25 protein-coding genes are annotated in these 25,187 nt (G+C 57.9%); 12 read left to right on the top strand and 13 right to left on the bottom strand.

What is annotated here, in order from left to right; translation table 11 throughout:
• The first annotated feature begins 180 nt into the window (after positions 1–180).
• On the top strand, positions 181–1,464 hold the full coding sequence (gltA, locus tag PGQ95_RS05095) for a citrate synthase (protein ID WP_015367676.1): 1,284 nt from the start codon (positions 181–183) through the stop codon (positions 1,462–1,464).
• A gap of 97 nt (positions 1,465–1,561) precedes the next feature.
• On the opposite strand, the gene nei is transcribed toward gltA, so the two are convergent.
• The 8 genes from nei to ybgI all read right to left on the bottom strand — a co-directional run bounded on the left by nei (position 1,562) and on the right by ybgI (position 7,887).
• The gene (gene nei / locus PGQ95_RS05090) at positions 1,562–2,353 is read right to left on the bottom strand and encodes an endonuclease VIII (RefSeq protein ID WP_213317416.1); all 792 of its coding nucleotides are present in this window, start codon (positions 2,351–2,353) and stop codon (positions 1,562–1,564) included.
• A gap of 15 nt (positions 2,354–2,368) precedes the next feature.
• The gene (gene pcp, locus PGQ95_RS05085) at positions 2,369–3,013 is read right to left on the bottom strand and encodes a pyroglutamyl-peptidase I (protein ID WP_430917170.1); all 645 of its coding nucleotides are present in this window, start codon (positions 3,011–3,013) and stop codon (positions 2,369–2,371) included.
• A gap of 9 nt (positions 3,014–3,022) precedes the next feature.
• Positions 3,023–4,018 carry a DUF979 domain-containing protein gene (locus PGQ95_RS05080; RefSeq protein WP_430917168.1) on the bottom strand — a complete coding sequence of 332 codons (996 nt, stop codon included), beginning with the start codon at positions 4,016–4,018 and terminating at the stop codon, positions 3,023–3,025.
• The gene (locus PGQ95_RS05075) at positions 4,015–4,740 is read right to left on the bottom strand and encodes a DUF969 domain-containing protein (RefSeq protein WP_015704763.1); all 726 of its coding nucleotides are present in this window, start codon (positions 4,738–4,740) and stop codon (positions 4,015–4,017) included. Before PGQ95_RS05075 ends, PGQ95_RS05080 begins: the two co-directional genes overlap by 4 nt.
• Before the next feature lie 73 nt (positions 4,741–4,813).
• Positions 4,814–5,557, bottom strand: a complete 744-nt coding sequence (gene pxpA, locus PGQ95_RS05070; RefSeq protein WP_087860213.1) for a 5-oxoprolinase subunit PxpA — start codon at positions 5,555–5,557, stop codon at positions 4,814–4,816.
• Positions 5,547–6,479, bottom strand: coding sequence for a 5-oxoprolinase subunit PxpC (gene pxpC / locus PGQ95_RS05065; RefSeq protein WP_087860215.1), 933 nt, complete (start codon positions 6,477–6,479; stop codon positions 5,547–5,549). The genes pxpA and pxpC overlap by 11 nt, the downstream gene beginning before the upstream one ends.
• A complete protein-coding gene (pxpB, locus tag PGQ95_RS05060) occupies positions 6,473–7,129 on the bottom strand; it encodes a 5-oxoprolinase subunit PxpB (protein ID WP_316424638.1) in 657 nt (218 codons plus the stop codon). The genes pxpC and pxpB overlap by 7 nt, the downstream gene beginning before the upstream one ends.
• Positions 7,130–7,143: 14 nt before the next feature.
• On the bottom strand, positions 7,144–7,887 hold the full coding sequence (gene ybgI, locus PGQ95_RS05055; protein WP_032707631.1) for a radiation resistance protein YbgI: 744 nt from the start codon (positions 7,885–7,887) through the stop codon (positions 7,144–7,146).
• Positions 7,888–8,155: 268 nt separating this feature from the next.
• On the opposite strand from ybgI, the gene dtpD reads away from it, so the two are divergent.
• Positions 8,156–9,634 carry a dipeptide permease DtpD gene (gene dtpD, locus PGQ95_RS05050; protein ID WP_430917166.1) on the top strand — a complete coding sequence of 493 codons (1,479 nt, stop codon included), beginning with the start codon at positions 8,156–8,158 and terminating at the stop codon, positions 9,632–9,634.
• A 3-nt stretch (positions 9,635–9,637) separates the two neighbouring features.
• Here the strand turns inward: dtpD and phrB are convergent, their stop codons facing one another.
• Together phrB and PGQ95_RS05040 are read right to left on the bottom strand one after the other, a co-directional pair.
• The gene (gene phrB / locus PGQ95_RS05045; RefSeq protein ID WP_430917164.1) at positions 9,638–11,047 is read right to left on the bottom strand and encodes a deoxyribodipyrimidine photo-lyase; all 1,410 of its coding nucleotides are present in this window, start codon (positions 11,045–11,047) and stop codon (positions 9,638–9,640) included.
• Between the two features lie 178 nt (positions 11,048–11,225).
• Positions 11,226–11,432 carry a DUF2517 family protein gene (locus PGQ95_RS05040; protein WP_015367687.1) on the bottom strand — a complete coding sequence of 69 codons (207 nt, stop codon included), beginning with the start codon at positions 11,430–11,432 and terminating at the stop codon, positions 11,226–11,228.
• A gap of 313 nt (positions 11,433–11,745) precedes the next feature.
• On the opposite strand from PGQ95_RS05040, the gene kdpF reads away from it, so the two are divergent.
• Genes kdpF through kdpE form a run of 6 tightly spaced genes read left to right on the top strand, consistent with a single transcriptional unit; the run spans position 11,746 to position 19,531 of the window.
• Entirely contained in the window at positions 11,746–11,835 is a 90-nt protein-coding gene (gene kdpF, locus PGQ95_RS05035) for a K(+)-transporting ATPase subunit F (RefSeq protein WP_020079348.1), read from the top strand.
• Positions 11,835–13,514, top strand: coding sequence for a potassium-transporting ATPase subunit KdpA (gene kdpA / locus PGQ95_RS05030; RefSeq protein WP_430917162.1), 1,680 nt, complete (start codon positions 11,835–11,837; stop codon positions 13,512–13,514). The genes kdpF and kdpA overlap by 1 nt, the downstream gene beginning before the upstream one ends.
• 20 nt (positions 13,515–13,534) lie before the next feature.
• Positions 13,535–15,583: a potassium-transporting ATPase subunit KdpB gene (kdpB, locus tag PGQ95_RS05025; RefSeq protein ID WP_430917160.1), complete on the top strand. Its 2,049-nt coding sequence runs from the start codon at positions 13,535–13,537 to the stop codon at positions 15,581–15,583.
• Between the two features lie 10 nt (positions 15,584–15,593).
• A complete protein-coding gene (gene kdpC / locus PGQ95_RS05020) occupies positions 15,594–16,166 on the top strand; it encodes a potassium-transporting ATPase subunit KdpC (RefSeq protein ID WP_430917158.1) in 573 nt (190 codons plus the stop codon).
• 3 nt (positions 16,167–16,169) lie between these two features.
• Positions 16,170–18,857, top strand: coding sequence for a two-component system sensor histidine kinase KdpD (gene kdpD / locus PGQ95_RS05015; RefSeq protein WP_430917156.1), 2,688 nt, complete (start codon positions 16,170–16,172; stop codon positions 18,855–18,857).
• The gene (kdpE, locus tag PGQ95_RS05010; protein WP_101704229.1) at positions 18,854–19,531 is read left to right on the top strand and encodes a two-component system response regulator KdpE; all 678 of its coding nucleotides are present in this window, start codon (positions 18,854–18,856) and stop codon (positions 19,529–19,531) included. Before kdpD ends, kdpE begins: the two co-directional genes overlap by 4 nt.
• Positions 19,532–19,533: 2 nt before the next feature.
• Here kdpE and PGQ95_RS05005 read toward each other — a convergent pair whose 3' ends face one another.
• Genes PGQ95_RS05005 through seqA form a run of 3 tightly spaced genes read right to left on the bottom strand, consistent with a single transcriptional unit; the run spans position 19,534 to position 22,239 of the window.
• Positions 19,534–19,950 (bottom strand): arginine:ornithine antiporter, encoded by a 417-nt coding sequence (locus tag PGQ95_RS05005; protein WP_430917154.1) that lies wholly within the window; start codon positions 19,948–19,950, stop codon positions 19,534–19,536.
• A 55-nt stretch (positions 19,951–20,005) separates the two neighbouring features.
• A complete protein-coding gene (pgm, locus tag PGQ95_RS05000) occupies positions 20,006–21,646 on the bottom strand; it encodes a phosphoglucomutase (alpha-D-glucose-1,6-bisphosphate-dependent) (RefSeq protein ID WP_087860223.1) in 1,641 nt (546 codons plus the stop codon).
• 32 nt (positions 21,647–21,678) lie between these two features.
• Entirely contained in the window at positions 21,679–22,239 is a 561-nt protein-coding gene (gene seqA / locus PGQ95_RS04995; RefSeq protein WP_213317403.1) for a replication initiation negative regulator SeqA, read from the bottom strand.
• A gap of 229 nt (positions 22,240–22,468) precedes the next feature.
• Here seqA and ybfF point away from each other — a divergent pair, with 229 nt between their 5' ends.
• The 4 genes from ybfF to fur all read left to right on the top strand — a co-directional run bounded on the left by ybfF (position 22,469) and on the right by fur (position 25,094).
• Positions 22,469–23,242, top strand: a complete 774-nt coding sequence (gene ybfF, locus PGQ95_RS04990; protein ID WP_113373861.1) for an esterase — start codon at positions 22,469–22,471, stop codon at positions 23,240–23,242.
• Between the two features lie 133 nt (positions 23,243–23,375).
• Positions 23,376–23,669, top strand: a complete 294-nt coding sequence (gene ybfE / locus PGQ95_RS04985; RefSeq protein WP_015367696.1) for a LexA regulated protein — start codon at positions 23,376–23,378, stop codon at positions 23,667–23,669.
• Between the two features lie 149 nt (positions 23,670–23,818).
• Positions 23,819–24,349, top strand: a complete 531-nt coding sequence (gene fldA, locus PGQ95_RS04980; RefSeq protein ID WP_015367697.1) for a flavodoxin FldA — start codon at positions 23,819–23,821, stop codon at positions 24,347–24,349.
• 292 nt (positions 24,350–24,641) lie between these two features.
• Positions 24,642–25,094 carry a ferric iron uptake transcriptional regulator gene (gene fur, locus PGQ95_RS04975; RefSeq protein WP_015367698.1) on the top strand — a complete coding sequence of 151 codons (453 nt, stop codon included), beginning with the start codon at positions 24,642–24,644 and terminating at the stop codon, positions 25,092–25,094.
• Positions 25,095–25,187 lie beyond the last annotated feature (93 nt).

Raw genomic sequence — 25,187 nt, 5'->3', positions numbered from 1 at the left:
GCTGCCGTTTCACTCCCGGGCTGAAGACGTACCATCAAGCGCCTGCGCTCTGTACCCTGCAATTTTCGCGACACAGAGCTGTGAGCAACATAACAATCTGGTAACGTAGTCAGGTTCGGGCCGAATGCAAATCCACCACCCGGCAGTCTTAAGCAATAAAAGGCGCTAAGGAGACCATAAATGTCTGATGCTAAAGCAAAAATCACCCTGGGTGGTGACACTGCTATTGAACTTGATGTGCTAAAAGGCACGCTCGGTCAGGATGTTATTGATATTCGTAGTCTTGGTTCAAAAGGTGTCTTCACCTTCGACCCCGGTTTCACTTCAACAGCCTCGTGTGAATCTAAAATTACTTTTATCGACGGCGATGAAGGGATCCTGCTCCACCGCGGTTTCCCGATCGATCAGCTGGCTACCGAGTCAAATTATCTTGAAGTGTGCTACATCCTGTTGAACGGCGAAAAACCGACTCAACAGCAGTACGACGAATTCAAAACTACCGTTACCCGCCACACCATGATCCACGAGCAGATTACCCGTCTGTTCCACGCGTTCCGCCGCGACTCTCACCCGATGGCGGTGATGTGCGGTATTACCGGCGCGCTGGCGGCGTTCTATCACGACTCCCTGGACGTAAATAACCCACGTCACCGTGAAATCGCTGCCTATCGTCTGCTGTCTAAAATGCCGACCATGGCAGCAATGTGTTACAAATATTCTATCGGCCAGCCTTTCGTGTATCCGCGCAACGATCTCTCCTACGCGGGTAACTTCCTGAATATGATGTTCTCCACGCCGTGCGAAACCTATGAGGTTAACCCGGTACTGGAACGCGCAATGGACCGTATCCTGATCCTGCACGCTGACCACGAACAGAACGCATCAACCTCTACCGTGCGTACCGCTGGCTCTTCCGGCGCTAACCCGTTCGCCTGTATCGCTGCGGGTATCGCCTCCCTGTGGGGACCGGCGCACGGCGGCGCCAACGAAGCCGCGCTGAAAATGCTGGAAGAGATCAGCTCCGTTGAACACATTCCGGAATTCGTGCGCCGCGCGAAAGACAAGAATGACTCTTTCCGCCTGATGGGCTTCGGCCATCGCGTGTACAAGAACTACGATCCGCGCGCCACCGTAATGCGTGAAACCTGCCACGAAGTACTGAAAGAGCTGGGCACCAAGGACGATCTGCTGGAAGTGGCGATGGAACTTGAGCACATCGCGCTCAACGACCCGTACTTCATCGAGAAGAAACTGTATCCGAACGTCGATTTCTACTCCGGCATCATCCTGAAAGCGATGGGTATTCCATCCTCGATGTTTACCGTCATCTTCGCGATGGCGCGTACCGTCGGCTGGATTGCCCACTGGAACGAAATGCACAGCGACGGTATGAAAATTGCCCGTCCGCGTCAGCTGTATACCGGCTACCAGAAGCGCGATTTCAAGTCCGATCTCAAGAAGTAATTTCACCCCTTTTGGGGTTAGCAAAAAAATCGGGGACCTTCCCCGATTTTTTTTTATTTAAGCGTACAAAAAAATTTGAATCACTCAACAACTGGCGTTAGTGCTGGCAGCCAGGGCACCAGTAAAAGGGTCGCGATGACAGCATCGTTTTCTCAATGATGCTGCCGCAACGTTCGCAGGCCTCCCCCTCGCGATGAAAAACCTTAAAACGGAATAGCGCGCCATGATGTTTGTTTTCATCCACTTGCCCGCGGGTGCGGTAAGAAAGGCGCGGGATATCCAGCAGCGCGTGCGCCAGCGCATCGAGCTGCGTGTCATTGAGCTCGGCGGCCTTATGCTGCCCGGTCAGCCCTACCTGCCACAGGATCTCCACCCGCAGATAGTTACCGAGCCCGGCGAGAAACGCCTGGTCCAGCAACAGGCCGGAAAACTGGCGATTGCGAAATTTCGCCGATAACAGCCGCTCTCTGACCTGCCCGGCGGTTAACGTCATATCCAGCACATCCGGCCCGACCCGTTGTAAAAACGGATGATCGGCCAGCTGTTGCGCCGTCAGCATCTCAATCTCCGAGGCGCTATAGAGCAAAATCGCCTTGCGTGCGGTCTGCAGTCTGACGCGCAGTACGCGGTTCGATTGCGGCTCAACGCCGGCATCCACCACGCGCCAGACCCCATACAGCTGGTTATGGCTATACAGCGTCAATCCACCGGAGAAGTGGGTTAACAGGGCCTTGCCGCGGGTGGCGATATGGGTCACCCGTTGGCCAATCAGCTGGCTTTGATAGGGTTGCAACTGTGGAAAGGCGAACCAGGCTTCGGTTAACGGTTCGCCTTTGATAGCCGCCTCCAGGTTATCCGCCGCGCGGCGGATCTCCGGGCCTTCAGGCATAGTATCGTCCTTCTGTTAGTGCGTGGCGCCGCCGCCAATTTTGACGTCGTCATCCTGTTCAAGAGCGACGGCAATCGCCGTTTCCAGCGCCGCGCGTACCGTCTCGACCGACATACTCGCCTGCCCCGGATGAGCCGCCGCCTGTTCAGGCAGATACGGAATATGGATAAAACCGCCCTTCTGCCCGGCTTTGCCCTGCAACTGATGCAGCAAGCCATACATCACGTGATTGCAGACAAAAGTGCCCGCGGTTTGCGACACCGAGGCCGGGATCCCCTGCTGGCGCAACGCGCTAACGATCGCTTTGATCGGTAGCGTACTGAAGCAGGCCGCGGGGCCGTCAGCGACGATCGGCTCATCGATCGGCTGCTGGCCTTTATTGTCGGGGATCCGCGCATCATCGACGTTGATAGCCACACGTTCGACGGTAATATCGACACGGCCGCCGGCCTGGCCGACGGCAATCGTTAGCTGCGGTTGATAGGTTTCCAGCGCGGCGTTCAGCACCGTCAGCGCCTCGCCGAACACGCAGGGTAACTGTTTAGCCACCACCTGCTGCCCGCGAATAATCATGCCATCAAGCTGCTTAACCACTTCCCATGAAGGATTAACCGTTTCGCCGCCGAACGGCTCAAAACCGGTAATTAATACGCCAGCCATCATCCCTCCTTACAGGAACATCAGGAAATAGAGTAAGAATACGTTGACGATAAGCAGCAGGATACCGGTCGGTACCTGGGCTTTAATCACCGCGTTTTTATCCGGCAGTTCGAGCAGCGCCGCCGGTACGATATTAAAGTTCGCCGCCATCGGCGTCATCAGCGTGCCGCAGTAGCCGGAAAACATACCAATCGCCGCCATTACCGCCGGATTACCGCCGTGCTGCAGAACTAAAATCGGAATGCCAACCCCGGCGGTCACGATCGGGAAAGCGGCAAAGGCGTTACCCATCACCATCGTCAGCACCGCCATGCCGATGGCGTACACGGCCACGGCGATAAAGCGGTTATCTACCGCCAGATAGTGCTCGGTCAGCCATGAAATGCTGGTTCCGACGCCCGCCGCGGTAAATAGCAGCCCCAGCACCGCGAGGATTTGCGGCAGGATAAAGGCCCAGCCGACGGAATCCAGCAAACGGCGCGCTTCCTGCATCGGTTGCGCCACCGTTTCATGCGTCATACGAATCGCCATCGCCAGGCCAATCAGCGTACCGACGGTCATCGAGAACAGGGTAATCAGCGTCGCGTGGTTGCCCGGCCCGAAGAGCGCCACCTGCCATGAAGGCAGATTGTTAAACAGCAGAACGCCAATAACGGTGACGACCGGAATCGCCAGCGCCGGATAGAAAAGTTTGTTGCCGAGGCGTTTCGCGCTGGCGGTTTTCTCTTCCTGGGTACGCTGATGGTAGCTGCCGAGGCGCACGCCGCCAAAACCAGCGATTAGCGCCAGTACAACCACCAAGCCGCCGACGGCGATGTTCACCGTACGCTTATCGCCCACCAGTTGATACGTCCAGTCGCCGAGCAAAAACACCAGCCCGTACAGGCCCCAGAACAGGCCGGTTGTCAGGCGCCGCGGATTGCTTTTGTCGCGCCAGGACATGATAGCCACGACCAGCAGTACCACGCCGGCCAGCCAGTATAAATACGTTTGCTGGAAGTTCATGCCGCACCGCCTTTCGCCTGCCCGGCGTTAACGCGGTCCAACTCGCGCTGGAGATGGCGATCGAGGCGCCACAGGCGCGCGGCGTGGATCAGGAAGGCGCAGATAGCCGTCGGGATCCCCCACAGGGCAATATGCAACGGTTCCGTCTGGATCCCGCCCGACTCCAGCATAAAGTTGTGCATGAAGATGATCGCGCCAAAGGCGACAAAAATATCTTCACCGAAGAACAGGCCAACGTTGTCGGTCGCCGCCGACATCGCACGCAGGCGGTAGCGCACATGACCCGGCAGAGGGCCAAAGCGCTTTTCCGCCGCCCCCTCCGCCATCGGCGCCAGCAGCGGGCGCACCATTTGCGGATGTCCGCCGAGGCTGGTCAAGCCCAGGGCGGCGGTGGCTTCGCGCACAAACAGATAGACGATCAGCAGACGTCCGGCGGTCGCGCTATGGATCTTCGCGATCCACGCCTGCGCCCGCTCTTTCAGACCATGGCGCTCCAGCAGCCCGATCACCGCCAGCGGCAACAGCAGAATAAACGGCAGATTACGGGTATTAAGGAAGCCCTCGCCCAGTTTCTCCAGAATAGTGGCTATTGGCATATGCGCCGCCACGCCGGTGACGATCCCGGAGATAATCACCACCAGCACCGGGTTAAAGCGTAATACAAAACCGACCACAATCACGGCAATGCCGATCAGCGGCCAGAGGGATATCGCCTCTTGCATAATAACGTCCTGTTCAGTTGTGAGTGTTGTTAGTTATTTGATTTAATTATTATTAAAATACTAAGGCGGACTATTAATCGATGTCCGCGCTGACGTCGATATTGCGCCCTGCGAAAGCAGCGCGCAAGCGTCGGGCGAAATCGAGCGCATGAGCGCCATCGCCATGCAGGCAGACCGTTTCCGCCTTCACATGCGCCCATTCGCCGCTCAGGCTGCGCACCCGATTGTGTTGCACCATTTCCAGCGTTTGCGCCAGCGCCTGCTCTTCGCTCTCTATCAGCGCGCCCGGCTGGCTACGCGGCACCAGGCTACCGTCGGCGAGATAGCCGCGATCGGCGAAGACTTCCTGACGCGTCGTCAGCTGATAATGCTGTCCGGCGCGAATAAGCTCGCTCCCCGCCAGCCCGACCAGCACCAACCCGGCGTCGGCATCGCGCACCGCACGGGCGATGGCATCGGCCAGCGGTGGCTCTTTCGCCGCCTGGTTGTACAACATGCCGTGCGGTTTAACGTGCCGCAGCTCGCCGCCCTGGGCATGCACAATCGCCGCCAGCGCGCCAATTTGGTACAGCACCTGGGCGTAGACCGTTTCTGGCGGTAACTGCATTGCGGTTCGACCGAAATTTTCCCGGTCCGGGAAGCTCGGGTGTGCGCCAATAGCGACGCCGTTTTTCAGCGCCTCGCGCACGCACTGCTGCATAAGCAGCGCATCGCCGGCGTGAAAGCCGCAGGCGATATTGGCGGAAGAGACCAGCTGCAGCAGCGCGCTATCGCTGGCGCAGCCTTCGCCGAGGTCGGCATTTAAATCAATTTTCATCGCTCAATCTCCAGGCCAGTTGTTCAAGGTAACGCTGCTGGTCGGCGCGCGCTTTCAGCGCTTCTTCCAGCGAACAGGGGACGAAATGGATCGGCTGACCCAGCGGAATTTGCGCCAGTTGGTACATATCGGCTTCAATAATGCAGGCTATACGCGGATAGCCGCCGGTGGTCTGCGCATCGTTCATCAACACGATCGGCTGGCCGTTATGCGGCACCTGTACCACCCCAGGCAGTAGGCCATGGGAGAGCATTTCACGGTCGGTTGTGCGCTTGAGCGGCTGACCCTGCAGGCGGTAGCCCATACGGTTGCTCTGCGGGCTAAGCCGCCACGGCGAACGCCAGAACGACTCCTGCGACACGCTGTCGAATTCGTGATACTCCGGCCCCGGCAGCGCACGAATGATATTACCGGTCGGTAGCTGTTTAACGCCGCGCGAGGCGCTAAAGCGGCGGGAGGATTTCCCAATCTTCAATTGATCGCCATCCTGCAATCGGCGCCCTTCGATTCCGCCGATGCCAACTTTCAGATCGGTAGAGCGGGAACCTAAAACTTCAGGTACGTCGATGCCGCCCGCCACCGCCAGGTAGCTGCGGATCCCATGCTGAGGATTTTTCAGCACCAGCCGCTGTCCGGCCTTCGCTTCCATTCGCCAGCCCAGCCAGACCGGCGCGCCGTCGAGCGTCGCTTCACAGGCGGCGCCGGTCAACGCGAACCAGCAGTGGCGGGTAAACTGCACATCGATCTGACCCAGCGTAATTTCCAGCGCCGCCGCCTCCGGCGCATTGCCTACCAGCAGATTGGCAATGGTCATCGCCGGTTTATCCAGCGCGCCGCAGCGGCTAATCCCCCACTGCCGCTGGCCTTCCCGGCCGCCATCCTGTACCGAGGTGTACATGCCGGCGCGGATAAATTTCAACATACCCCCTCCTTCTGAGGCACAAAGCGTACGCGATCGCCAGAACGTAGTAGCACCGGTTCTTCACGCTTTGGATCGAATAATGCCAGCGGCGTGCGCCCCAGCAGCTGCCAGCCGCCCGGCGTCGCCAGCGGATAAATACCGGTTTGCGATCCGCCGATACCGACGGATCCCGCCGGTACCAGTACGCGCGGCTCGGCGCGACGCGGCATGGCCAACTGCTCCGGCAGGCCGCCAAAGTACGGAAATCCCGGCTGGAACCCCAGAAACCACACCACATACTCCACCGAAGAGTGCAGTTCGACCACCTGCTTTTCGCTCAACCCGCTATGGCGCGCGACGTCGCCAAGATCTGGCCCCGCTTCACCGCCATAGATAACCGGGATACTTATCTCACGGGATTCCGGCTCCAGCGCATCGCTCTCTTCCCACCAGCGCTGCAGCTTGTCAATCGCCTCCCACGCCATCTCCTGCGGACGACGCAGCACAACGGTGATGTTGTTCATCCCCGGGATCACTTCAATCACCTCTTCGTGATCGGTTAACCGCTGCGTCAGGCCCCAGATACGTTTTTGGCTCTCCAGGGTCACCGGAGGCTCAAGCTCCAGGACCACCGCCGTTTCACCTAATAGATAACAACGCGCTCGCTGCACTTTTTTCTCTCTCATCAGGCCGGGTTAGGGATATCAATAAAGGTGACGTCCAGGTCGGTATTTTCCGTCAACCACTCGCTCAGGGCGCGAATACCGCCGCGCTCGGTGGCATGATGGCCGGCGGCATAAAAATGCAACCCCTGCTCACGAGCGGAATGGATAGTCTGCTCAGACACTTCACCGGTAATAAAGGCATCGACGCCAAAGCGGGCCGCGCTATCGATAAAGCTCTGGCCGCCGCCGGTACACCAGGCGACGCGGGTAACTTTGTCCGGCCCGGTATCGCCGCACCACAGCGGTTTACGCCCTAATCGCGCTTCAATCCACGATGCCAGTTCCAGCCCGGATACCGGCATAGACAGCTCGCCCCAGGGCACCAATGGTTCGATTTCCCCCATCACATTGATCCCCAGCAGCTGCGCCAGTTGGGCGTTATTGCCCAGCTCCGGATGCGCATCCAGCGGTAAATGCCAGCCATAAAGATTGATATCGTTGGCCAACAGCGTTTTCAGGCGATTGCGCTTCATGCCGCGGATCACCGGCGATTCGCCTTTCCAGAAGTAACCGTGATGCACAATCACCGCATCCGCCTGCAGACGCACGGCTTCATCGAGCAGCGCCTGGCTGGCGGTCACGCCGGTGACGATTTTCCGCACCGTCTCCCGCCCTTCCACCTGCAGGCCATTCGGGGCGTAATCACTGATGGCCGCGCTATTCAGTTTTTCGTTAATTAATTGTTCCAGTTCGCTATTTTTCATTGCCGCTCCATCAGAAAATCAGTTTGTACAAACCTATAACATAACCACATCCGCCCGAGTCGTCGATAGCGACGCCAAAGGGTCCATTTCAGCCATTCGCATAATCGCCCAAATTGCCTCTTCCCCTCACCGCGCATTAGTGTATATTTATGCACTTATAAAGCATATTAAATAACCAGAAAGCCATTTAGGCCATGAATAACACCAGACAAACGCTATTCATGCAGAAAGATCGACTTTCGTTTTACGGCCAGGAAATGAACGTTACATGAACAGACAAACTTCACAGCCACGGGCGATTTACTACGTCGTTGCGCTGCAAATTTGGGAATACTTCAGTTTTTACGGCATGCGGGCGCTGTTAATCCTGTACCTCACCAACCAGCTCAAGTACGACGATAATCACGCCTATACCCTGTTTAGCGCCTACTGCTCCCTGGTCTATGTCACCCCTATTCTCGGCGGCTTCCTCGCCGACAAACTGCTCGGCAACCGCATGGCGGTGATGCTCGGCGCGCTACTCATGGCTATCGGCCATCTGGTGCTCGGCGCCAGCGAAGTCGCCCCCACCTTCCTCTATTTATCGCTGGCGATTATTGTTTGCGGTTACGGGCTGTTTAAATCCAACGTCAGCTGCCTGCTTGGCGAACTGTACGAGCCGACCGATCCGCGCCGCGATGGCGGCTTCTCGCTGATGTACGCCGCGGGAAATATTGGTTCGATCATCGCGCCTATCGCCTGCGGCTACGTGCAGGAAGAGTACAGCTGGGCGATGGGCTTTGCGCTGGCGGCAGTCGGTATGATTGCCGGTCTGGTGATCTTCCTCTGCGGCGGTCGCCACTTCCGCCATACCACCGGCGTTAACCGCGAGGCGCTGCGCGCCCGGACCTTCCTCCTGCCGAACTGGGGCTGGCTGCTGGTATTGCTGGTGGCGACGCCGCTGTTGATTACCGTGCTGTTCTGGCAGGAGTGGTCGGTGTATGCGCTGATCGTCGCGACGGTGATTGGCCTGGCGGTACTGGCGCGTATTTACCTGCGCGCGGAGAACGACAAACAGCATAAAGAGCTGCGTCTGATTATCGTCCTCACCGGTTTTAGCCTGCTGTTCTGGGCCTTTGCCCAGCAGGGCGGCAGCTCCATCAGCCTCTATATCGACCGTTTCGTGAACCGCCACGTCATGAGCTATGAAGTACCAACCGCGATGTTCCAGTCGGTTAACGCCTTCGCGGTGATGCTCTGCGGTATGGTGCTGGCATGGCTGGTCAAAGAGAACATCAAGGGCAACCGCACCGTGCGTATCTGGGGGAAATTCGCCCTCGGTCTGGGGCTAATGAGCGCCGGGTTCTGCATTCTGACCTTAAGCGCCCGCTGGTCGGCCGCGTATGGCCACTCTTCCATGCCGCTAATGGTACTGGGGCTGGCGGTGATGGGTTTCGCCGAACTGTTTATCGACCCGGTAGCGATGTCGCAAATCACCCGGATCGAAATCCCCGGCGTCACCGGAGTGCTGACCGGTATCTATATGCTGCTTTCCGGGGCGATCGCCAACTATCTGGCCGGCGTCATCGCCGACCAGACATCGCAGGCGTCGTTTGATGCCGCGGGCGCGGTTAACTATTCGATTGAAGCCTACATCGACGTCTTCAGCCAGATCACCTGGGGCGCGCTGGCCTGCGTCGGCCTGGTGCTGGTCATCTGGCTGTATCACTCCGTGAAGGTCAAAACCCGCCAACTGGCGGTAGAATAAAAACTATCTGGCGGCTTCCCAGGCCGCCAGCGTCTCCAGCCGCGCCTGCTTATGGTCAACCAGCGGGCGCGGATACCTCAGCGCTACCCCCTGTTTATCCGCCCACAGCCACGGCTGATGCAGCGCTTTCTCTGGTACTTCAGCCAGTTCCGGCAGCCAGCGGCGAATAAACTCGCCCTGCTTATCAAACTTCTCCCCCTGGGTCGTCGGATTGAAAATACGAAAATAAGGGGCTGCATCGGTACCGGTCGAGGCCGCCCACTGCCAGCCGCCGTTGTTGGCCGCCAAATCGCCGTCGATCAGTTGGCTCATGAAATAGCGCTCTCCGTGCCGCCAGTCGAGGCGCAGGTCTTTCGCCAGGAAGCTGGCGACAATCATCCGCAGGCGATTGTGCATCCAGCCGGTGGCGTTAAGCTGCCGCATGGCGGCATCGACGATGGGGAAACCGGTTTGCCCCTGTTGCCAGGCCCGCAGTTCATCCTCATTGCTGCGCCAGGCGACCTTGTCGGTCCAGGCGACAAAGGGCCGGCCTTTACACAGTTTCGGGTAGTAAACCATCAGATGACGATAGAACTCGCGCCAGATAATCTCGTTCAGCCAGCTTGCGCCCGCTTCGCCATCCAGCGCGCCGGGCTGCTCCCGTAACAAGCGATGCAGGCACTGGCGCGGCGACAGTACGCCTACCGCGAGACATGGCGATAGCCTGCTGGTTCCTTCTATTGCCGGAAAATCGCGCTGCTGATCGTAATCCGCCGCCGGCTGCTGGCAAAACGCGCGCAATCGAGTCAACGCCGTTTTTTCATCTGCCGCGAACAGTTCGGTGTCAAATGCCGTTTGTGGATAGTTGATCTCAGGCAGGGGCGGCGCCTGCCCGGCGGCTGACTGGCGTGGTTTCGGCGCCGCCACGCACTCCGGCAGCCCTTCACGCAGGCGGCGGATAAACGCATTTTTAAACGGCGTAAAGACTTTATACATCTCACGGTTGCCGGTCATCACGCTGCCCGGCGGCAACAGTACGCTGTCGTCAAACCCCTGGCAGGTAACTTCTGTCAGGGTTTTCTCGACGTCGGCGTCGCGCCGGCGCTCATTAAACTCATACTGATAGTTATAAAATAGATGGCTCACCTGGTGCTGTTTACAGAAGCGCGTCAGCAACTCGATGCTGGCGGCGAAATCGTCCGCCTCTTCTACCAGCAGCGGAATACCGCGTTCCGCTAATGCCGCGTGCAGGCTGCGTAAATGGCTGGCGATAAAGGCCGCCTGGCGCGGCGCCATATGATGCTGGCGCCACTGCTCTGGCGTGGCGATATAGAGCGCCAGCACCCGCGCCTGCGGGTCGCGGCAGGCGGCGGCCAGCGCCAGATTATCGTGTAGGCGTAAATCCATGCGAAACCAGACCAGATGGGTGGCCATAAAACTCCTCACTCTCCGTAAGCAAAACTCATCACTCAGGCCGGCAAAATAGCGCGCTGCGACAAAATAAGCACCTGCCAATTCTGCCACGGCGCGTGAAAGCTAAGTGTAGACAGCGGACGAAAAAAAACCGCCGGTCGTCAACCGGCGGTTTTTATATTCGTCGCAGCAGCGCGGATTAGTAGAAGTCGTGCGCGGCTTTTTCCGCCTGCGCCATCCATACCGGCTGTTCACTGGTTTTCGCCCATACGCGATGCAGCCAGCTGTAGTAACGGGCGCGATCTTTCCAGAACAGCATCACCGGCAGCGCAGCAACCCCGGCCACGACGGCGAAAGCGCGACGCATCAGGATAATGTGAGCAGGATAAGCTTTGTACAACGCCATAATTTCTCTCCCCTTTGTCAGGCCGGCAAGCAGCGCCGGTAAATGTCACAATGTTTGTCTGCACAAATAATACCGCGCTGGTTGTAATTTTACTACTCATCCGACCACTAAAAAGCACTTATTTATACTTAATTTACATTCACGGCGTAACTGAGTTACAAAAAAGTTAAATTAATACTAACCATTAGTTAAATTGTGCCTTTAGCCATTTTTATACTTTTTTTACACCGCCCGCGGCGATTTTTGCGAAATCTTTGCGCCGAAATTTCTACCCTCTCGGTATATCAATAAGAGACACACCCGGAGGTGGAAAGTGACTACAGGCATCATTGCCGGCGTAACGCTGGTATTCCTGCTGCTGGCGTATCTGGTCTATGCCCTGATACATGCGGAGGCGTTCTGATGGCCGCGCAAGGGTTCTTACTTATCGCCAGCTTCCTGCTGGTACTGCTGGTACTGGCGCGGCCGCTCGGTTCGCTGCTGGCGCGAATGATCAACGACCTCCCGCTCCCGGGGCTTGCCGGCGTTGAGCGCGGTATATGGCGGCTGGCGGGGATTCGCAGCCAGGAGATGGACTGGCGGCAGTACTTGATCGCCATTGTGCTGTTTAACGCGATTGGTCTCGCGGCGCTGATGACGCTGCTGATGTGTCAGGGTTGGCTGCCGTTCAATCCGCAGCACTTCCCCAACCTGTCATGGGATTTAGCGTTGAATACCGCGGTAAGCTTCGTCAGCAACACCAACTGGCAGGCCTACGCCGGGGAAACCACCATGAGCTATCTCAGCCAGATGGTAGGTCTGGCGGTGCAAAACTTCCTGTCGGCCGCGACCGGTATTGCGGTTATCTTCGTGCTGACCCGCGCCTGGGCGCGACAGAAAGTCAGCACCCTCGGCAACGCCTGGGTCGACCTGACCCGCATTACGCTGTGGCTGCTACTGCCTCTTTCTCTGCTGATCGCGCTGTTCTTTGTGCAACAGGGCGTGCCGCAGAACCTGCAGGCTTATCAGCCGTTCACCAGCCTGGAAGGCGTTCGCCAGTGGCTGCCGATGGGACCGGTCGCCTCGCAGGAAGCGATCAAAATGCTCGGTACCAACGGCGGCGGCTTCTTTAACGCCAACTCATCGCATCCGTTTGAGAACCCGACGGCGTTAACCAACCTGGTGCAGATGCTGGCGATCTTCCTGATCCCGGCGGCGCTGTGTTTTGCCTTTGGCGAAGCGGTCGGCGATCGCCGTCAGGGACGCGCCATCCTGTGGGCAATGGCGCTGATTTTCGTGGTCTGCGTGGCGGTGGTGATGTGGGCGGAAACTCGCGGAAATCCGCACCTGCTCAGCCTTGGCGCCGACAGCAGCCTGAATATGGAAGGGAAAGAGAGCCGCTTTGGCATTCTCGCCAGTAGCCTGTTTGCGGTAGTCACCACCGCCGCCTCCTGCGGCGCGGTCAACGCGATGCATGATTCCTTCACCGCGCTGGGCGGCATGGTGCCGATGTGGCTGATGCAAATTGGCGAGGTGGTCTTCGGCGGCGTGGGCTCCGGGCTGTACGGCATGCTGCTGTTCGTCATGCTGGCGGTATTTATCGCCGGGCTGATGATTGGCCGCACGCCGGAATATCTCGGCAAGAAAATCGACGTGCGCGAAATGAAAATGATCGCGCTGGCGATTCTGGTGACCCCAACGCTGGTACTGCTCGGCACCGCGTTGGCGATGATGACCGAAGCCGGTCGCAGCGCCATGTTGAATCCGGGCCCGCACGGCTTTAGCGAAGTGTTGTACGCGGTCACCTCGGCGGCCAACAACAACGGCAGCGCCTTCGGCGGCTTAAGCGCCGGCACGACCTTCTGGAACCTGCTGCTGGCGTTCTGCATGCTGGTGGGCCGCTTCGGGGTGATCGTCCCGGTGATGGCGATTGCCGGGTCGCTGGTGAACAAGAAAATTCAGCCCGCCAGTTCCGGCACGCTCGCCACCCACGATGCGCTGTTTATCGGCCTGCTGATCGGTACCGTCCTGCTGGTCGGCGCCCTCACCTTTATCCCCGCACTGGCGCTCGGCCCGGTGGCGGAACATTTCTCTTTACTTTAAGCGATGCGGAGCAGCCTGTTATGAGTCGCAAACAATTAGCCCTGCTGGAGCCGACGCTGGTGCGTCAGGCGCTGCTGGATGCCGTGAAAAAACTCAGCCCTTCGGTGCAGTGGCGTAACCCGGTGATGTTTATCGTCTGGATTGGCAGCGTGCTGACCACCCTGCTGGCGATGGCCATGGCCGGGGGATATCTTACGGGTCACGCCGGCTTTACCGCAGCCGTGAGTCTGTGGTTGTGCTTTACCGTGCTGTTCGCCAACTTCGCCGAAGCGATGGCCGAAGGACGAAGCAAAGCGCAGGCCAACAGCCTGAAAGGGGTGAAAAAAACCGCTTTCGCCCGTAAGCTGCGCGCGCCGCAGCACGATGCCCCGGTGGATCACGTCCCGGCGGAAGAGTTACGCAAAGGCGATATCGTACTGGTGGAAGCCGGCGACATTATCCCCTGCGACGGCGAAGTGATCGAAGGCGGCGCTTCGGTAGATGAAAGCGCCATCACCGGGGAATCCGCGCCGGTTATCCGCGAGTCCGGCGGCGATTTCGCCTCGGTCACCGGCGGCACCCGGATCCTCTCTGACTGGCTGGTGATCCGCTGCAGCGTCAATCCGGGTGAAACCTTCCTCGACCGGATGATCGCCATGGTTGAAGGCGCGCAGCGCCGTAAAACGCCGAACGAAATCGCATTGACGATCCTGTTGATCGCCCTGACGCTGGTGTTCCTGCTGGCCACCGCCACCATCTGGCCCTTCTCGGCGTGGAGCGGTAATGCGGTTAGCGTGACCGTACTGGTGGCGCTACTGGTATGCCTTATCCCAACCACCATCGGCGGCCTGCTCTCCGCTATCGGCGTCGCCGGGATGAGCCGGATGCTCGGCGCCAACGTTATCGCCACCAGCGGGCGCGCGGTGGAAGCCGCCGGCGATGTCGACGTACTGCTGCTGGATAAAACCGGCACCATCACCCTCGGCAACCGTCAGGCCTCAGCGTTTCTGCCGGCTCGCGGCGTCGAAGAGCGCGTGCTGGCCGATGCCGCCCAGCTATCGTCGCTGGCGGATGAAACGCCAGAAGGCCGCAGCATCGTGGTGCTGGCGAAACAGCGCTTTAATCTGCGCGAACGCGATCTGCAGTCGCTGCACGCCACATTTGTCCCCTTCACTGCCCAGACCCGTATGAGCGGTATTAACATCGACCAACGCATGATCCGTAAAGGATCGGTGGACGCGATTCGCCGCCATATCGAAGCTAACGGCGGCCACTTCCCGGCCGATGTCGATAAGCAGGTAGAAGAGGTCGCCCGCCAGGGGGCCACGCCGCTGGTCGTCGCCGAGGGCGAACGCGTGCTGGGGATTATTTCGCTCAAAGATATCGTCAAAGGCGGCATTAAAGAGCGTTTCGCCCAGCTGCGCAAAATGGGCATTAAGACGGTGATGATCACCGGTGATAACCGTCTGACCGCCGCCGCCATCGCCGCCGAAGCGGGGGTTGATGATTTTCTTGCCGAAGCGACGCCGGAAGCCAAGCTGGCGCTGATTCGCCAGTATCAGTCGGAAGGACGGCTGGTGGCGATGACCGGTGACGGTACCAACGACGCCCCGGCGCTGGCGCAGGCTGATGTTGCGGTCGCGATGAACTCCGGCACCCAGGCAGCGAAAGAGGCGGGCAATATGGTGGATCTCGACTCGAACCCGACCAAGCTGATTGAAGTGGTGCATATCGGTAAACAGATGCTGATGACCCGAGGGTCGTTAACCACATTCAGTATCGCCAATGACGTCGCCAAGTATTTCGCGATTATTCCGGCCGCCTTCGCCGCCGCCTATCCGCAGCTGGCGATGCTGAACGTGATGCATCTGCACTCGCCCTCTTCGGCGATCATGAGCGCGGTTATTTTTAACGCCCTGATTATCGTCTGCCTGATCCCTTTAGCGCTGAAGGGCGTGAGCTATCGTCCGCTGTCGGCATCGGCGATGCTGCGCCGCAACCTGTGGGTTTACGGCCTCGGCGGGCTGATCGTGCCGTTTGTCGGTATTAAAGCTATCGACCTGTTGCTGACCCTGACCGGTCTGGTGTGAGGATATTACCATGTCATTGATTCGTCCGGCACTTGTGCTATTTATTCTGTTAACCCTGCTCACCGGCGGCCTGTATCCGTTACTGACTACCGCCTTAGGGCAGTGGTGGTTCCCGCAGCAGGCTAACGGCTCGCTGATCCATCTCGACGGCGAGGTGCGCGGCTCCGCTCTGATCGGGCAGAACTTTACCGCCGCCGGTTATTTCCACGGCCGCCCTTCCGCGACGGCAGAGGTGGCGGATAATCCGCTGGCCTCCGGCGGCAGTAATCTGGCGGTCAGCAATCCGGCGCTGGATAAAGCGATAAGCGAACGGGTACAGGCATTACGCGCCGCTAACCCGCAAGCGAGCCCGACGGTGCCGGTCGAGTTGGTTACCGCGTCGGCCAGCGGACTGGATAATAACCTGACCCCAACCGCGGCGCTGTGGCAGGTACCGCGCGTCGCTAAAGCGCGCAACCTCAGCGATGCGCAGGTGAAACAGTTAGTGGACCAGGCGACGCAAAAACCGTTGCTCAGTTTTCTCGGTCAACCTGTGGTAAATATACTGCAACTGAACATGGCGCTGGATGCCCTAAAGGATTAATCAATGAGTGACGAGCCGCTGCGTCCGGACCCCGACCGTCTGCTGCAACAAACCGCTGCGCCGCATCGCGGCAAGCTGAAGGTGTTTTTCGGCGCCTGCGCCGGGGTGGGTAAGACCTGGGCAATGCTGGCGGAAGCGCAGCGGCTGCGCGCTCAGGGGCTGGATATTCTGATCGGCGTGGCGGAAACCCACGGCCGCAAAGATACCGCCGCCATGTTGGAGGGGCTTAGCACCCTCCCGCAAAAGCGCATTTCCCACCGCGGACGCTACGTTCATGAGTTTGATCTTGATGCCGCGCTGGCCCGCCGCCCGGCGCTGATCCTGGTGGACGAACTGGCGCATAGCAACGCGCCGGGTTCGCGCCACCCGAAGCGCTGGCAGGACGTCGAAGAACTGCTCGAAGCCGGTATCGACGTCTTCACCACCGTCAACGTCCAGCATCTTGAAAGCCTCAATGACGTGGTCAGCGGTATTACCGGCGTGCAGGTGCGCGAGACCGTCCCCGACCCCTTCTTCGACGCCGCCGATGATGTAGTTCTGGTGGATTTACCGCCGGACGATCTGCGCCAGCGCCTGAATGAGGGCAAGGTGTACATTGGCGGCCAGGCCGAACGCGCCATCGAAAACTTCTTCCGCAAAGGTAATCTGATCGCCCTGCGCGAGCTGGCGCTGCGCCGTACCGCCGACCGGGTAGACGAACAAATGCGCGCCTGGCGCGACCGCCAGGGGCAGGAAAAAGTCTGGCACACCCGCGACGCCATTCTGCTGTGCATCGGCCACAACACCGGCAGCGAAAAACTGGTTCGCGCCGCCGCCCGGCTGGCGGCCAGGCTCGGTAGCGTCTGGCACGCGGTCTATGTAGAAACGCCCGCGCTGCACCGACTGCCGGAGGCCAGGCGGCGGGCGATCCTCGCCGCGCTGAAGCTAGCGCAAGAGTTAGGCGCCGAAACCGCGACGCTCTCCGACCCATCGGAAGAAAAAGCGGTGCTGCATTACGCTCGCGAGCACAACCTCGGCAAAATTGTGATTGGTCGCCAGGGAGAGCGCCGCTGGTGGGAACGAGCCGGGTTTGCCGACCGTCTGGCGCGTCGCGCCCCGGACCTCGATCTGGTGGTGATCGCGCTGGATGAAAAACCGGCCTCCCTGCCCGCCCGTGCAAATGACAATCGTACGGCTATTGATAAATGGCGCCAACAGTTGAAGGGTTGTCTGTTGGCCGTGGCGCTGTGCGCCATTATCACCGTAGTCGCCATGCAGTGGCTGATGGCCTTTGAAGCCGCCAACCTGGTGATGCTCTATCTACTTGGCGTGGTGATAATCGCCCTGCTGTATGGCCGCTGGCCATCGGTGCTGGCGACCTTTATCAACGTGATTAGCTTCGATCTCTTTTTTGTCGCCCCACGCGGTACGCTGGCGGTTTCCGACGTTCAGTACCTGCTGACGTTCGGCGTGATGCTGACCGTTGGTCTGGTGATCGGCAACCTGACCGCCGGGATGCGATACCAGGCGCGGGTGGCGCGTTATCGCGAGCGGCGTACCCGCCATCTGTATGAAATGTCAAAAGCGCTGGCGGTCGGCCGCAGCCGTGAAGATATCGCCGCCACCAGCGAACGCTTTATTACTTCCACCTTTCAGGCCCGCAGCCAACTACTGCTGCCTGATGAGAACGGGCAGTTGCAGCCGATGACCCAGCAATCCGGCGTTTTCTCGTGGGATGATGCGATTGCCCGCTGGAGTTTCGATAAAGGTCAGCCAGCCGGGGCCGGTACCGACACTCTCCCCGGCGTGCCGTATCAAATTCTGCCGCTACAAAGCGCCGCCCGCACCTGGGGGCTGCTGCTGGTCGAACCGGAAAATCTGCGCCAGCTGATGATCCCCGAACAACAGCGGCTGCTGGAAACCTTTACCCTGCTGGTGGCCAGCGCGCTTGAGCGCCTGACCCTGACCGCCAGCGAAGAGCAGGCGCGCTTGACCAGCGAACGCGAAAGCCTGCGCAACTCACTGCTGGCCGCCCTCTCTCACGATCTGCGGACGCCGCTGACGGTCCTGTTCGGCCAGGCGGAGATCCTGACCCTCGATCTGGCCAGCGAAGGGTCGAAGCACGCGCCGCAGGCCAACGAAATTCGCCAGCACGTGCTCAACACTACCCGGTTGGTGAATAATCTACTGGATATGGCGCGTATTCAGTCCGGCGGTTTTAATTTGCATAAAGAGTGGTTAACTCTCGAAGAGATCGTCGGTAGCGCCCTGCGTATGCTGGAGCCTGGGCTTGGCGGCCAGCACATCCAACTGTCGCTGCCGGACCCGCTGCTGTTGGTCCATGTTGACGGCCCGCTGTTTGAACGAGTGCTGATCAACCTGCTGGAGAACGCGCATAAATACGCCGGCGCACAAGCGCAGATTGGCATTCATGCCGAAGCGGATACGCAACAGTTGATCATCGAAGTCTGGGATAATGGTCCAGGGATCGCGGCAGGCCAGGAACAGGCTATCTTTGATAAATTCGCCCGCGGTAATAAAGAGTCGGCCATCCCCGGCGTCGGCCTGGGGCTGGCGATTTGCCAGGCCATTGTCGAGGTGCACGACGGCAGCATTACCGTCAGCAACCGTCCGGAGGGCGGCGCCTGTTTCCGTGTTACACTGCCGCGAGAAGCCCCCCCAGAACTGGAAGAGTTAGCCGAGGAAATGTGATTAACGTTTTAATCATCGAAGACGAACACGCTATCCGCCGCTTTCTGCGCACCGCGCTGGAAGCCGACGGCATGCGCGTATTTGAAGCCGAAACCCTGCAGCGCGGACTCATCGAAGCCGCCACCCGCAAACCGGATTTAGCGATCCTCGATCTTGGCCTGCCGGACGGCGACGGTAATGATTTTATCCGCGAAGTCCGCCAGTGGAGCCAGATGCCGATTATCGTGCTGTCGGCGCGCAGCGAAGAACATGACAAGATCGCCGCCCTTGACGCCGGCGCCGATGACTACCTAAGTAAACCGTTTGGTATAGGCGAACTGCAGGCGCGGCTACGCGTCGCGCTGCGCCGTCACGGCAGCGCGCAGGCCGATGAGCCGGTGGTGCGTTTTGCCGATATTAGCGTCGACATCCCCGCCCGCCGTATCGTGCGCGGCAGTGAAGAAATTCACCTGACGCCCATCGAGTTTCGCCTGCTGGCAGCGCTGCTGAACAATCCGGGCAAAGTGCTCACCCAGCGCCAGCTTCTGAATCAGGTATGGGGACCTAACGCCGTCGAACACAGTCACTATTTACGGATTTATATGGGGCACTTACGGCAAAAGCTGGAGGCTGACCCGGCGCGGCCGCAGCATCTGCTGACCGAAACCGGGATTGGCTATCGCTTTATGCCTTGACGCTATTTCCTGAACCGCCACACGGTATACATTTTTAGCGCTTCAGAAAGCAGTAGAAATGATAAATTTAATATGACATTACCAATTTGCATTTTGTTTAGGAGCCATATCCCAACGTAGAACGAAGGCATCACAAAAAACAAACGGAACGGCGCTTGTATCCACATCGCCGCGGTGGCATAGCGGCTTTGTTTAAAAAACAGGATCATCGACAGCGGAATACTAAGAACAAGCAAGATGCTTACCGGGAATTGCCAGGCTAGCGCGGGGTCGATAGAGTCCAGCAATTGCACAAATGCCAGGGTATCGTCATAGATGGGGATTCGGCGTAAGGAAAAGTTACACCACATTATGTCGAGAATGAAACATAGATCCATCCATCCCCAAAACAGTAATACGTTTTTCCGTTGTAATTTCATCGCATTCCTTGCGAAAGAAATCAGGCCCGCAGGGGGCCTGATGCAGATAGGACAATCAGGCGTTTTTCAGCACTTCGCTGACAATCTCTACCGCTTCTTTTTCAATTAGCTTGCGATGCTCTTCGCCAAGGAAGCTCTCGCAGTAGATTTTGTAGGCGTCTTCGGTGCCTGACGGACGGGCCGCGAACCAGCCGTTGTCGGTCATCACTTTCAGCCCGCCGATAGAAGCGCCGTTGCCCGGCGCCGCGGTCAGACGCGCGGTGATCGGATCGCCCGCCAGCGTATCGGCGCTCACCATTTCCGGCGAAAGCTTAGACAGCGCCGCTTTCTGCGCGGAAGTGGCCGATGCCTGCAGACGGTTGTAGCTCGGGGCGCCAAAGCGTTCCGCCAGCTCGTTGTAGTGTTCCTGCGGGTTCTTACCGGTCACCGCGGTGATTTCCGCCGCCAGCAGGCACATGATGATACCGTCTTTATCGGTGGACCACGGCGTGCCGTCGAAACGCAGGAACGATGCCCCCGCGCTCTCTTCGCCGCCGAAGCCGAAGCTGCCGTCGAACAGACCGTCAACAAACCATTTAAAGCCTACCGGCACTTCCACCAGCTTACGGCCCAGATCGTTAACCACGCGGTCAATCATCGCCGAAGAAACCAGCGTTTTACCAACCGCAACATCTTTGCCCCACTGCGGACGATGCTGGAACAGGTAGTTGATAGCCACCGCCAGATAGTGGTTCGGGTTCATCAGGCCAGCCGGGGTCACGATACCGTGACGGTCGTAATCCGGATCGTTGGCGAAAGCCAGATCGAACTTATCGCGCAGCGCCAGCAGACCCGCCATCGCACACTCGGAGGAGCAGTCCATGCGGATCGCGCCATCTTTATCAAGGTGCATAAAGCGGAACGTCTGATCGACCTGATCGTTGACGATGGTCAGATCCAGCTTGTAGTGCTGGCCGATGCGTTTCCAGTATTCGATACCCGAACCGCCCAGCGGGTCGACGCCCAGTTTCAGGCCCGCTTTCTGGATAGCCGCCATATCGACGATATCCGCCAGCCCTTCAATAAACGGCTGTACCAGGTCCTGCTCTTTCACGTGGCCGGAAGCCAGCGCGGCGTCGAGAGAAATACGTTTCACGCCCTGCAGACCAGCAGCCAGCAGTTCATTAGCGCGGTTCTCTACCACTTTAGTCACGTTAGTATCAGCCGGGCCGCCGTTTGGCGGGTTGTACTTAATACCGCCATCTTCCGGCGGGTTGTGCGACGGGGTAATGACAATACCATCCGCCAGCGGGCCGCCTTTTTTGTTATGCACCAGAATCGCGTTGGAAACCGCCGGCGTCGGGGTGAAGCCGTTGTTTTCCTGAACGATCACATCAACACCGTTCGCCGCCAGCACTTCCAGCACGGAAATAAATGCCGGTTCGGATAAAGCGTGGGTATCCTTACCCACGTAGCACGGGCCGGTGATGCCGTTTTTCGCGCGGTTTTCCGCAATCGCCTGCGCAATCGCCAGAATATGCTGCTCATTGAAATTGTGGCGCCCTGCGCTACCGCGATGGCCGGAGGTGCCGAATTTAACCGCATGCTCCGCATTGCCCGCTTCCGGCTTCAGCACATAGTACTGAGCGGTCAGCTGGGCGACGTTAATCAAATCACTCTGTTGTGCCGGCTGACCCGCACGTTTATCGATTGCCATTGCCTGATCCTTCTGGTGCAAAGTTTAATTAACTAGATCGTGCCGCAAACCTTTTCAATGAGCTCCGCAGGGAACTGCATTGATTGCATGATGTGTTCGATCATGCTGCATTTACGGCCGGTATTAGTATTGGTGATAACCCACCACGGCGTACCAGGAACCTGTTTCGGTTTGGTCTGATTACCGCTTTTCAGCAGCGTCCGTGAGTCTTCGGCGAAGTATACGCGGGTGCGTCCGTGCAGAGACTCAGTGGCTTCTGAAAATGCCTTACTGTCTAACGAGTAAAGCGTAGTCAACACCAGCATGAAGCGGTTAACCGCGCGCTTTTGTTCAGCGTATTCGTCAGATAACAGCAGCTCGCGCATCGCGCGGACTTTATCTTTAACCGGGTTGGCCGGCTTCGCTTCGACGGCTGGCGCCGCCGCAGGAGCAGCCGTCGGCGCGGCTTTCGCCGCTGGCGCGCCAGATGCAGGCTGAGAAACGGCGGAAAATTTCAGCATGCGCCGTAAAATGTCGGATGCGCTCTCGCCAATATGCTGAGTGTGGCTGGCAATATAGCGGTAGAGCTCATCATCAACTTCGATTGTTTTCATCTTAATCCAGTGCGATTTCTTTGTTTCTGAATACAAGTCGTCGGGATTAACTATCCTTTGTCTTTCACGCCGCAGCGCAACAGGCAGCAGATAGAGGACAAATCCCAACCGCGAATAGCGTCAAACCAGGATGGCGTTAAAACTCAGAATGCTTCCGGGTCTTGCAGCCTAATGGCAGAATGTCCAACATAATACCCTAACCCGACGGAGCGAAAAAAAGAACTTTGCCATGAAATTAAATAGCCGAGCGCAATCTGCACAAAACCCGCACAATAAATCCCCAATCGTCCTGGTACATGGCCTGTTCGGCAGCCTGGACAATCTTGGGATCCTCGCCCGCGATCTGGTCGCCGACTACGATATATTGCAGGTCGATATGCGAAACCACGGTTTATCCCCGCGTTCGCCGGAGATGACCTACCGCGCGATGGCGCAGGATCTGCTGGATACTCTTGACGATCATCAGATAGAGAAAGCGACCTTTATCGGCCATTCAATGGGCGGCAAAGCGGTGATGGCGCTGACCGCGCTGGCGCCGGATCGCATCGCCGGGCTGGTGGCGATTGATATTGCGCCGGTGGCTTATCACGTCCGCCGTCATGATGAGATCTTCGCGGCGATTAACGCGGTCAGCGAATCCGCCGCCAGCACCCGCCAGCAGGCGGCGCAGGTGATGCGCGAGCATATAAAGGAAGAAGGCGTCATTCAGTTTCTGCTGAAATCCTTTGTCGACGGCGCGTGGCGCTTCAACGTGCCGGCGCTGTGGGATCAATACCCGCATATTGTCGGCTGGGAAACCGTGCCAGCCTGGCCGCACCCGGCGCAATTTATTCCCGGCGGCAACTCCCCTTATGTCACCGATGAATACCGCGACGCGCTGCTGGCGCAGTTCCCGCAGGCCCGCGCCCACGTCATTGCCGGCGCCGGACACTGGGTGCATGCGGAAAAACCCGAGGCGGTTTTACGCGCAATTCGCCGTTATCTGAGCACAATTGAAGCCTGAGTGGCTAAAAAACGCCCGACCGCGCGGCATAATGCCCGCGGTCGTTGGCGCAGCGGTTCGCCTGATGTATTATGGCGCGCTATCTGCGCCGGCTATAGCCCGGCAGCTTGTTTCCCCGAAGTCACTCTGAATCATGGCAAAAGAACAAACGGACCGAACGACATTAGATTTGTTCGCAAATGAGCGTCGCCCGGGTAGACCGAAAACCAATCCGCTTTCGCGCGATGAACAACTGCGCATCAACAAACGCAATCAGCTCAAACGCGATAAGGTTCGCGGCTTGAAGCGCGTTGAGTTGAAGCTCAACGCCGATGCGGTCGACGCGCTTAATGAGCTGGCGGAAGCCCGCAACATGAGCCGCAGCGATCTTATCGAAGAGATGCTGATGCACCAACTGGCCTGCCTGCGTAACCAGGGCGAAGTCTGAAAAACGCAAAAAAATCGCTTTCATGTAGCAGAGTGTGCACCAGGACGTTATTGCTGTTTCCGCGCCCTTCCCTGTTCTGCTATGATTGCCGTTAACTGTAGGCATAATGCCACTACCACATCATTAAGTTTCAAGAGGTTATTTTACTCATGGCAATCATCGGCATCTTTTTTGGCAGCGACACCGGCAACACCGAAAATATTGCAAAAATGATCCAAAAGCAGCTCGGTAAAGACGTTGCTGAAGTTCACGACATTGCCAAGAGCAGCAAAGAAGATCTGGAAAGCCACGATATTCTGCTGCTCGGCATCCCAACCTGGTACTACGGCGAAGCGCAGTGCGACTGGGACGACTTCTTCCCGACGCTGGAAGAGATCGACTTCAACGGTAAGCTGGTAGCCGTCTTTGGCTGCGGCGACCAGGAAGATTACGCAGAATACTTCTGCGATGCGCTGGGCACCATTCGTGACATCATTGAACCGCGCGGCGCAACCATCGTTGGCCACTGGCCGACCGCGGGTTACCACTTTGAAGCGTCGAAAGGCCTGGCGGACGACGATCACTTCGTAGGTCTGGCGATTGATGAAGACCGTCAGCCGGAACTGACCAACGAGCGCGTTGAGAAGTGGGTGAAGCAGATTTCCGAAGAGCTGCATCTGGAAGAAATCAAAAACGCCTAATAATCAAACGGCGCAGCTATTAAGCTGCGCTGAATTAATAGATAAAAGCAATCAAACTAATAGCTACAAGTTTTTAACTTTTCATCACATATCTGTACAATGTCCTCTGATTCCACGAGGTCACGTGACACAGTTTGTAGCTGGTAATTCGTTTTTGACAGCTTACAAGGCGCGATGCTTGCAGTTTTCATTTCAGAGTAGCAGCTCTATAATGAGACGCATTACATCGGGTGATTCTCTGTATTGCTTCCCTTTGAAGGAAGCCGATCTTTAGCAACAGGACAGATTCCGCATGACTGACAACAATATCGCATTAAAGAAGGCTGGCCTGAAAGTCACACTTCCCCGACTGAAAATTCTGGAAGTGTTGCAGGAACCGGATAACCATCACGTCAGTGCGGAAGATTTATATAAACGCCTGATCGATATGGGTGAAGAGATTGGTCTGGCTACCGTTTACCGCGTGCTGAACCAGTTCGACGATGCAGGCATCGTGACTCGTCACAACTTCGAAGGCGGTAAATCCGTATTCGAGCTGACTCAGCAGCACCACCACGATCACCTGATTTGCCTCGACTGCGGCAAAGTGATCGAGTTCAGCGATGATTCTATCGAATCCCGCCAACGTGAAATTGCTGCGCAACACGGCATCCGCTTAACTAACCACAGCCTGTACCTGTACGGCCACTGTGCGGAAGGCGACTGCCGCGAAGATGAACATGCCCACGATGCGGTGAATAAATAATTTCCCGTCTCGTTTGTCGTAAAAAGCCAACCTGAAGGTTGGCTTTTTTTATGGGCGAAATCCGCCTGAATGCGTATTCTGTCAGAGCCTATC

It is taken from the genome of Klebsiella sp. 141240 (genome assembly GCF_050600805.1).
Taxonomy (GTDB): Bacteria; Pseudomonadota; Gammaproteobacteria; order Enterobacterales; family Enterobacteriaceae; genus Klebsiella; species Klebsiella aerogenes.
Note: the sequence above shows the minus strand (reverse complement) of the source record. Positions and strands in the feature narration are given on the sequence as shown.

Excerpts from the sequence above, each read along its gene's own strand:
- pxpA (WP_087860213.1), bottom strand. The coding sequence starts at position 5,557 with ATGAAAATTGATTTAAATGCCGACCTCGGCGAAGGCTGCGCCAGCGAT.
- fldA (WP_015367697.1), top strand. The coding sequence starts at position 23,819 with ATGGCAATCATCGGCATCTTTTTTGGCAGCGACACCGGCAACACCGAA.
- PGQ95_RS05080 (WP_430917168.1), bottom strand. The coding sequence starts at position 4,018 with ATGAACTTCCAGCAAACGTATTTATACTGGCTGGCCGGCGTGGTACTG.
- PGQ95_RS05005 (WP_430917154.1), bottom strand. The coding sequence starts at position 19,950 with ATGAAATTACAACGGAAAAACGTATTACTGTTTTGGGGATGGATGGAT.
- ybgI (WP_032707631.1), bottom strand. The coding sequence starts at position 7,887 with ATGAAAAATAGCGAACTGGAACAATTAATTAACGAAAAACTGAATAGC.
- ybfF (WP_113373861.1), top strand. The coding sequence starts at position 22,469 with ATGAAATTAAATAGCCGAGCGCAATCTGCACAAAACCCGCACAATAAA.
- PGQ95_RS05075 (WP_015704763.1), bottom strand. The coding sequence starts at position 4,740 with ATGCAAGAGGCGATATCCCTCTGGCCGCTGATCGGCATTGCCGTGATT.
- nei (WP_213317416.1), bottom strand. The coding sequence starts at position 2,353 with ATGCCTGAAGGCCCGGAGATCCGCCGCGCGGCGGATAACCTGGAGGCG.
- PGQ95_RS05040 (WP_015367687.1), bottom strand. The coding sequence starts at position 11,432 with ATGGCGTTGTACAAAGCTTATCCTGCTCACATTATCCTGATGCGTCGC.
- ybfE (WP_015367696.1), top strand. The coding sequence starts at position 23,376 with ATGGCAAAAGAACAAACGGACCGAACGACATTAGATTTGTTCGCAAAT.
- pxpC (WP_087860215.1), bottom strand. The coding sequence starts at position 6,479 with ATGTTGAAATTTATCCGCGCCGGCATGTACACCTCGGTACAGGATGGC.
- kdpB (WP_430917160.1), top strand. The coding sequence starts at position 13,535 with ATGAGTCGCAAACAATTAGCCCTGCTGGAGCCGACGCTGGTGCGTCAG.
- kdpC (WP_430917158.1), top strand. The coding sequence starts at position 15,594 with ATGTCATTGATTCGTCCGGCACTTGTGCTATTTATTCTGTTAACCCTG.
- kdpD (WP_430917156.1), top strand. The coding sequence starts at position 16,170 with ATGAGTGACGAGCCGCTGCGTCCGGACCCCGACCGTCTGCTGCAACAA.
- fur (WP_015367698.1), top strand. The coding sequence starts at position 24,642 with ATGACTGACAACAATATCGCATTAAAGAAGGCTGGCCTGAAAGTCACA.
- seqA (WP_213317403.1), bottom strand. The coding sequence starts at position 22,239 with ATGAAAACAATCGAAGTTGATGATGAGCTCTACCGCTATATTGCCAGC.
- dtpD (WP_430917166.1), top strand. The coding sequence starts at position 8,156 with ATGAACAGACAAACTTCACAGCCACGGGCGATTTACTACGTCGTTGCG.
- kdpA (WP_430917162.1), top strand. The coding sequence starts at position 11,835 with ATGGCCGCGCAAGGGTTCTTACTTATCGCCAGCTTCCTGCTGGTACTG.
- phrB (WP_430917164.1), bottom strand. The coding sequence starts at position 11,047 with ATGGCCACCCATCTGGTCTGGTTTCGCATGGATTTACGCCTACACGAT.
- pcp (WP_430917170.1), bottom strand. The coding sequence starts at position 3,013 with ATGGCTGGCGTATTAATTACCGGTTTTGAGCCGTTCGGCGGCGAAACG.
- pgm (WP_087860223.1), bottom strand. The coding sequence starts at position 21,646 with ATGGCAATCGATAAACGTGCGGGTCAGCCGGCACAACAGAGTGATTTG.
- gltA (WP_015367676.1), top strand. The coding sequence starts at position 181 with ATGTCTGATGCTAAAGCAAAAATCACCCTGGGTGGTGACACTGCTATT.